The following is a 7481-nucleotide window of genomic DNA, read 5'->3' as shown; positions in this document are numbered from 1 at the left end:
CGGCACTATCGCCGCCGCACCGCCCACCGCCAGGCCCAGAATAAAGCGGAAGGTAATCATCAACACCACGTTCGGCGCCATGGCGCAACCCAGAGAGCCGAGCATGAAAATCAACGCCATCGCGAGGATGATTTTCTTGCGCCCAAACCGGTCAGCAACCCGCCCGGCACATACGGCTCCCACCGCCGAACCGAGGATCAGGAAACTGGTGACCATCCCGGTCGTTAACGATGTCAGATGCAGATCGTGCTTCATGAACAACAATGCACCGGCGATGACGCCGGTATCGTAGCCAAACAGTAACCCCCCTAATGTGGCAATAAAGGCAATCACTTTCACCAGTGGTTCAGTGGGTTGCGAGGCTTTTGCCGCCTCATTCCCGCTGCCGCTGTTTATTTTCTCAATCACAGACGCTCCCTAATCAATACTTTTATTATGGTTATTGTGTGACTTAGATCACACGCTATAAATCTAACTCAAAATCAGAATTTTGCAGGAAACCGGTGAAATGAATAAAAACGGGGAGTCGCTGGCGGTTTTTTGGCGGTCAAAGATGTCACTTTTTTGTGATGAAACATTCGTCAAAACTATGCGTTCAAACTAAAGAATCACTCTCAAAAATGTTCATCAGCAGGAAAAGATAACGGAGCCAATATTCTTACTCAAAAGTGAGTATCAGTGTGCGTAGCTTGACATCCCACAAGGATGAATTTGCGTTAAGTGTGGGATGATCTTTTCCTTTTTGAGCCAATGTTATGAAAAATAAAGATAGTTGTGACGTAGTGTCAAACGTTACCCGGCGCGACTTCGTCAAGATCAGCAGCATGGTGGCTGCGCTTCCTTTGGTCGGATTCAAATTCAGCCACGCAGCAGGTCAGACGGCGGTTACTCCTTCTGAGTTATCCTCTCCGGCGGTCAACGTCGTCCCGACGTGCAGTACCTTCGACTGCGGCGGGAAGTGCGATATCCGCGCGCACGTTCAGGACGGTGCGGTCATTCAGATCACCACGCGGCCTGATGCCGAGCTGGACCCGGCCATGCCGGTAATGCGCGCCTGCGTCCGTGGCCGGAGTTATCGCAAATTCGTCTACCATCCTGATCGATTAAAGTATCCGATGAAACGGGTGGGCAAACGCGGCGAAGGCAAATTTGAGCGGATCAGCTGGGACGAGGCGACAACGCTTATCGCCGACAATCTGCAACGTATTACCGAAAAATACGGGCCGTCATCGCGCTACGTCCATGTCGGGACCGCGGTCAGCGGCGGTACTTTCTCCGGCGACACCATGGCCCGCCGCTTGCTGAATCTGACCGGTGGTCATCTCGGTTATTACCATTCTGTCAGTATGGGCAACACCGGTGCCGCGACGCCTTATACCTATGGCACGGCGGCGAGCGGTAACACGCTGGATACGCTGGCCGATACGCCGCTGGTGATCCTGTGGGGGCACAACCCGGCAGAAACCGTTTTCGGGCACACCAATCACTATTTTCAGCAGATGAAGCAGAAGGGCACGCGTTTTATCGTGGTCGATCCGCGCTATTCAGACACCGCGTCTTCGCTGGCGGATGAATGGATCCCGCTGCGTCCTTCTACCGATAACGCGCTGATGGACGCGATGATGTACGTCATCATCAGCGAAAATCTGCATGATGAAGCCTTCATTGAGCGCTACACGCTGGGCTTTGACGAAAGCACAATGCCTGAAGATGTGCCTGCCAACGAATCACTGGTGTCCTATCTGAACGGGGCAAAAGACGGCATCGTGAAAACCCCCGAATGGGCCGAAGTGATCACCCACGTTCCGGCACAGACCATTCGCCAGCTGGCGCGGGATTACGCAACCACCAAACCGGCAGCGCTGATCCAGGGCTGGGGGCCGCAACGGCATAACTGCGGCGAACGCACCGCGCGCGGCTCCACGCTGCTGGCCACAATTACCGGCAATGTTGGGATCAAAGGCGGCTGGGCGGGCGGTTACGGCGGCATCGGCAACCGTAAATTCACCACAGGGCCGGACATGCCCGACAATCCGGTAAAACAGAAAATCTCGGTGATGAACTGGGTGCAGGCAGCGGATGACGCGAGCCTTGTCACGCCCCAGGACGGGCTGACCGGCGGCGAAAAGCTCGACAGCAATATCCGCATACTATTCTCGCTGGCGGGGAATTATCTGGCTAACCAGAACCCGGACATCCATCAGGCCGTGAGGGTACTGGAGGATGAATCCAAAATTGAATTTATTGTTGCCAGCGATCTGTACCTGACGCCAAGCGCTAAATATGTCGATCTGCTGCTGCCGGAAACCAGCTTTATGGAACGCTGGAATATCGGCGAAACCTGGGGCACCGGCAATTACCTGATGCTGTCTGAAAAACTGATTGAGCCGCCATTTGAAAGCCGGTCGGATTATGACTGGTTGCGCGAGGTGGCCGCGAAACTGGGGGTTGAAAAGGAATTCAGTCAGGGGCGAGACGAGAAGGAGTGGATTGCGCATATCTGGGAAAACACCCGTCTGGCGATGCCGCAGGAGGCACTGCCGACCTTTGAACAATTGCAGGTGACCCGCCGCCATCTGTTCAAAAGCGCGCCGTATGTGGCGTTTGAAGACAATATCCGCGATCCGAAAAATCATCCTTTCCAGACACCTTCCGGAAAAATCGAGATCTTCTCCCGCAGGCTTTATGACATGCATCATCCGGAAATCCCGGCGCTGTCGCACTATGTGCCCGCCCACGAAGGGCCGGAGGATGTGCTGTCGGCGCGATTCCCGTTGCAGCTCATCACCTGGAAAGGCAAAAACCGCGCCAACTCCACGCAATATGCCAACCCGTGGTTGCAGGAAGTGCAGACGCAAAAACTGTGGATCAATCCCGCGGATGCCCGGCGTCGCGGTATTGCGCAGGGCGACAGTGTGCGGATCCACAACGACCGCGGCGTGACGCAAATTCCGGCGGAAGTGACCCAGCGGATCATGCCCGGCGTGGTGGCGATGCAGGCCGGTGCCTGGTGGCAGCCGGATGCCAGCGGTGTCGATCACGGCGGTTGCGCCAACGTACTCAGTTCGGCGCGTATTACCGCGCTGGCGAAAGGGAATTCCCATCAAACCATGCTTGTGGAGGTTGTTAAGGCATGAGTCAGTTTATTGATTATCCACCGGTCAGTGACCGCCAGCTCGGTTTCTTTATTGATTCCTCCCGTTGCTCCGGCTGCAAAGCCTGTCAGGTTGCCTGCAAAGATAAAAACAATCTTGACGTCGGCAGGCGCTTTCGCCGTGTTTATGAAATGAAAGGCGGCGGTTTTATCCCCACAGGGCAGGGCGGAGTGACGAATAACGTGTACGCCTACACGCTGTCTATTTCCTGTAATCACTGCAAAGACCCGGTTTGCACTAAAAACTGTCCGACGACGGCCATGCACAAACGCCCCGGCGACGGCATTGTACGGGTGAATACCGACAAATGCGTTGGCTGCGGATATTGCGCGTGGTCGTGCCCTTACGGCGCGCCACAGCTCAATGAGCAGACCGGGCAGATGTCGAAATGCGATTTCTGCGTCGATCTCCAGGCCGCCGGGCAACAACCGGTGTGTGTCGCAACCTGTCCGCTGGGGGCGATCAAGTTCGGCCCGATCGATGAATTACGGGCGAAATACGGCAGTCTTTGTGATGTGCAGGGGCTGCCAGATTCCGCACTGACTCACCCCAGTCTGGTCATCAAACCGCACCAGGGTGCAGAAAAAGGGAGTCTCTAATCATGCAGGAATGGCCACTGATCGTCTTTACGTTGCTGATCCAACTTTCCGTTGGCAGCACCGTTTTCACCACATTCACACTGGTGTATGCCGCTGACCGTCTGCACGCGCAGGAAAAATGGCGCGTCGCCGCACCGGCTATGTTGCTGGCTTTCATCGCCGGTGCGCTGGGACTTGTCGCGTCAACCGCGCATCTGGGCTATCCGCTCAATGCGTTTCACGCGTTGAGCCACATCGGCAGTTCCTGGCTGAGCAGGGAAATTGTCTTCGCCAGCCTTTATCTCGGGGTGCTGGGGCTGACAACGCTGATTGCGCTGGTGTCAAAACGCGTGGTGACATCGTTTCTGTTGCTCGCTTCGCTGTTGGGTCTGATTGATCTCTTTTGCATGAGCGCGATTTACGTGCATGCGTCTGTCGCGACCTGGATGCACATCAATACGTACGTGATGTTTTACGGGAGTGCGCTGAGTCTGGGCGCGATCACCGCGCTGTGGCGGATTTCGCGCTGCCCCTGGCTGCCGTGGCAACGGGCGCGGAGGATTGCGGTGTTCTGCGGTGGCATACTGATCGCGGTTACACTGGCGCGCCTGCTGGAACAACCGGTGTATCTGGCGTATCTGAGCGGGGTGAGCCGTGATGCGGTGACCTTCCCGCATCTGCCGCTGGTTGCCTTCGCGCAGTCCGGCACCTTGCGCCTGGTGGCGTGGGTGATACTGACCGCGGGCACGGTCATCACGGCGCGCAGCCTGCAAACCCACCGCATTGGCCGGTTGCAGCTGCTGACGGGTGGCGCGGCGGTGTTGCTGGCAGAAATCATGCTGCGTTTTAACTTCTTCAGCATTCACTGATGAGTGTGTTTTTGCCTGATGCCCGCCCGCACCAAATCAGCGCCGGGCGGGCCTGCGTGCGCAATACGGTGAAAAACAGCCGCTGTGTGGCCTGCGCCGACGTCTGCCCGACCGGTGCGGTTACGCTGAGCGCAGAAGGCACGATGGCAATCAATCCGCAGGCCTGTGTCGGCTGCGGATATTGTCTTTTCAACTGCCCGACCGGTTCGCCGGAGGGCATTACTCCGGCTAAGCGGCATTATCGTGGTGACCGGCTGGTGATGCCGCTGAGTGCCGTCGCGCCATGCCCTGAAGAACTGCTGATCTGGCACAGTGAATTTGGCATCCGTTTTGTTGAGATGGACGCGGACAGCGCGGCTGGCTGGTTTCAGGCCGTCGCCGCACTGAACGTTCGTCTCAGACACATGCAGGAACCGCCGTGGAATATTGTCCCGCCATCCCCGCAAACGCTGAACGGCGCACGCCGCCGCTGGCTGCATCTGAAAAATGAAGGCGTTTCAGCGGGCAGCGTCCCCGTCGGACGCCGCGCCAGACGCATTCGTTTCACACAGTTCAGCGAGTTTCGCCCTGTTATCGCAACAGAACGCTGCTCGCTGTGCGGTGCCTGCAGCCGGGTGTGCTCCGAACAAGCCATCCGGCTGGATGCGCGGGCGTTGACGCTGGACCCGGTAAAATGCACCGGCTGCGGCAACTGTGAGGCAGTGTGTTTCGACGGTGCGTTATCCGTGCAGGAAAGCAGCGAAGCGACGTCAGAGGTTTACCCGCTTGAACACGCCGAATGCCGGGTGTGCCATCGTCAGTTTCCCGCCTGGACTGCGCAGGAAAAGGCATGCCCGGTTTGCCGCCGTCATGCTTTTGGAATGCGTGAGGCGTGAAATGAAAATCCCGCCGGAACTGGGTTACACTTCAGGGATCACTTTCGGTTCACTTTTTAGGCTTTTGGCTGAAAACGAGCCTGTTTTCACTTCAGAGAAGTCTGTTTAGCGGGCGATGGAGCGTCAGGTTTTGCCTGAAACGGCGCAAACCTATATTCTATCGGCCAATTTACTGAGACAGTTGCAATGAGGTCTATATGATTATCAAACCACGCATCCGTGGCTTTATCTGTGTTACTGCCCATCCGGAAGGTTGCAAGGCGAACGTTAAAGAACAAATCGACTACGTTACCGCTCAGGGCAAAATTGCCGGCGGTCCGAAAAAAGTCCTGGTGATCGGCGCTTCTACCGGTTACGGCCTCGCTGCCCGCATCTCTGCTGCTTTCGGTTCTGACGCTGCCACGCTCGGCATCTTCTTCGAACGTGCAGGTGATGAATCCAAAACCGCGACCGCAGGCTGGTACAACTCTGCCGCCTTCGAAGAATTTGCGGATGCAAAAGGTCTGTATGCGAAAAGCATCAACGGCGACGCGTTCTCTGATGAAGTGAAGCAAAAGACCATTGAGCTGATCAAACAAGATCTCGGTCAGGTTGATCTGGTGGTTTACAGCCTGGCTGCGCCGCGCCGTACCCATCCGAAAACCGGTGAAGTGTTCAACTCCACTCTGAAACCAATTGGTAAGCAAGTCACCATTCGCGGTATCAATACCGACAAAGAAACCATCAACGAAACCACGCTGGAACCGGCAACGCCTGAAGAAATCGCAGGCACCGTGGCCGTTATGGGCGGTGAAGACTGGCAGATGTGGATCGACGACCTGAAAGCCGCCGGTGTGCTGGCTGACGGCGCGAAAACCACTGCCTTCACCTATCTGGGTGAAGAAGTGACGCAGGACATCTACTGGAACGGTTCTATCGGTGAAGCGAAGAAGGATCTGGACAAACGTGTTCTGGATATCCGCAGCACACTGGCAGAGCAGGGCGGCGACGCGCGTGTTTCCGTACTGAAAGCCGTGGTGACGCAGGCGAGTTCTGCTATCCCTGTGATGCCGCTGTACCTTTCCTTGCTGTTCAAAGTGATGAAAGAGAAGGGCACTCACGAAGGTTGTATCGAGCAGGTTTACGGTCTGTACAAATACAGCCTGTACGGCGCTGAGCCGCTGGTGGATAACGAAGGCCGTCTGCGCGCTGACCTGAAAGAGATCGCGCCAGAAGTACAGGAAGAAGTGGGCAAACTGTGGAATGAAGTCACCAACGACAACATCCCGGAACTGACCGATTTCGTCGGCTATAAAAGCGAATTCATGCGTCTGTTCGGTTTCGGCCTGAACGGCGTGGATTACGCTGCAGACACCAATCCTGACGTGAAAATCAAACATCTGATCCAGATGTAATTTGGTTTTACGCTAAGCGATACTGAAAGCCCATTCCCGCTGCAAAGTGGGGGTGGGTTTTTTATTAGGCGGGGGAGATATGACAAAAAAAGCCACTTTCAAAGCGGCTTTTAGTGATTGAAAATCAACTCAGCCGTATTTCCGGGCAAAGTTTTCATCTGAATCGCACAGATAAATAATGAATTCAACAAAGGCAATTATTGAAGGAATAAAAGTCCAGCAGAAAATAAGGTATAAGAAGCCTTGCCCGATTTTACCCAAATAGAACTTGTGAACACCAAAAGCACCGAGGAAGAAAGCTAACAACGCTGCAGCAACCCTGCTTTTAGTCCCCTGAGGGGTAACGCTTTGAGTTGCTCCACACTGAGGGCATGATTTAGCCGACTCGTGAATCTCCTTTCCGCATCCTCTACAAAAAACCATAGATCCCATTTCTCTATCCTTACTTGTTATTATTCGGACTAATCTTACCCGTTATGTCTGTTAAGAAAAAGAAAATGATGAGAATGAAGGGGATGGGAGGGCTTCCTGCTGGCGTAAAGGTTATGCAATGGCCACATTTCCCGGCAAGCCGTGCAGCCATTCTGAAACATCAGTCATAAGCCAGTTT

7 protein-coding genes are annotated in these 7481 nt (G+C 55.1%); 5 read left to right on the top strand and 2 right to left on the bottom strand.

What is annotated here, in order from left to right; all coding sequences use genetic code 11:
* Nucleotides 1-408 (bottom strand): MFS transporter (locus ED901_RS18675; RefSeq protein ID WP_122096841.1); only part of this gene is annotated, 408 nt, incomplete at its 3' end.
* A 347-nt stretch (nt 409-755) separates the two neighbouring features.
* Between ED901_RS18675 and ED901_RS18670 the strand changes: the two genes are divergently transcribed.
* From ED901_RS18670 to fabV, 5 genes are all read left to right on the top strand, one after another.
* On the top strand, nt 756-3137 hold the full coding sequence (locus tag ED901_RS18670) for a DMSO/selenate family reductase complex A subunit (protein ID WP_122096840.1): 2382 nt from the start codon (nt 756-758) through the stop codon (nt 3135-3137).
* Nucleotides 3134-3754, top strand: a complete 621-nt coding sequence (locus ED901_RS18665) for a DMSO/selenate family reductase complex B subunit (RefSeq protein ID WP_122096839.1) — start codon at nt 3134-3136, stop codon at nt 3752-3754. The genes ED901_RS18670 and ED901_RS18665 overlap by 4 nt, the downstream gene beginning before the upstream one ends.
* Nucleotides 3755-3756: 2 nt before the next feature.
* Nucleotides 3757-4602 carry a DmsC/YnfH family molybdoenzyme membrane anchor subunit gene (locus ED901_RS18660; protein WP_122096838.1) on the top strand — a complete coding sequence of 282 codons (846 nt, stop codon included), beginning with the start codon at nt 3757-3759 and terminating at the stop codon, nt 4600-4602.
* Nucleotides 4602-5477 carry a 4Fe-4S binding protein gene (locus tag ED901_RS18655; protein WP_122096837.1) on the top strand — a complete coding sequence of 292 codons (876 nt, stop codon included), beginning with the start codon at nt 4602-4604 and terminating at the stop codon, nt 5475-5477. The genes ED901_RS18660 and ED901_RS18655 overlap by 1 nt, the downstream gene beginning before the upstream one ends.
* A 197-nt stretch (nt 5478-5674) precedes the next feature.
* Nucleotides 5675-6871, top strand: coding sequence for an enoyl-ACP reductase FabV (gene fabV, locus ED901_RS18645; RefSeq protein WP_122096836.1), 1197 nt, complete (start codon nt 5675-5677; stop codon nt 6869-6871).
* A gap of 129 nt (nt 6872-7000) precedes the next feature.
* On the opposite strand, the gene ED901_RS18640 is transcribed toward fabV, so the two are convergent.
* Entirely contained in the window at nt 7001-7303 is a 303-nt protein-coding gene (locus tag ED901_RS18640) for a TM2 domain-containing protein (protein WP_122096835.1), read from the bottom strand.
* Nucleotides 7304-7481: the final 178 nt, after the last annotated feature.

Origin of the sequence: Rahnella sp. Larv3_ips (genome assembly GCF_003697865.1) — a bacterium.
Taxonomy (GTDB): Bacteria; Pseudomonadota; Gammaproteobacteria; order Enterobacterales; family Enterobacteriaceae; genus Rahnella; species Rahnella rivi.
The sequence above is the reverse complement of the archived record's forward strand: the minus strand, read 5'-3'. Positions and strand labels throughout refer to the sequence as shown.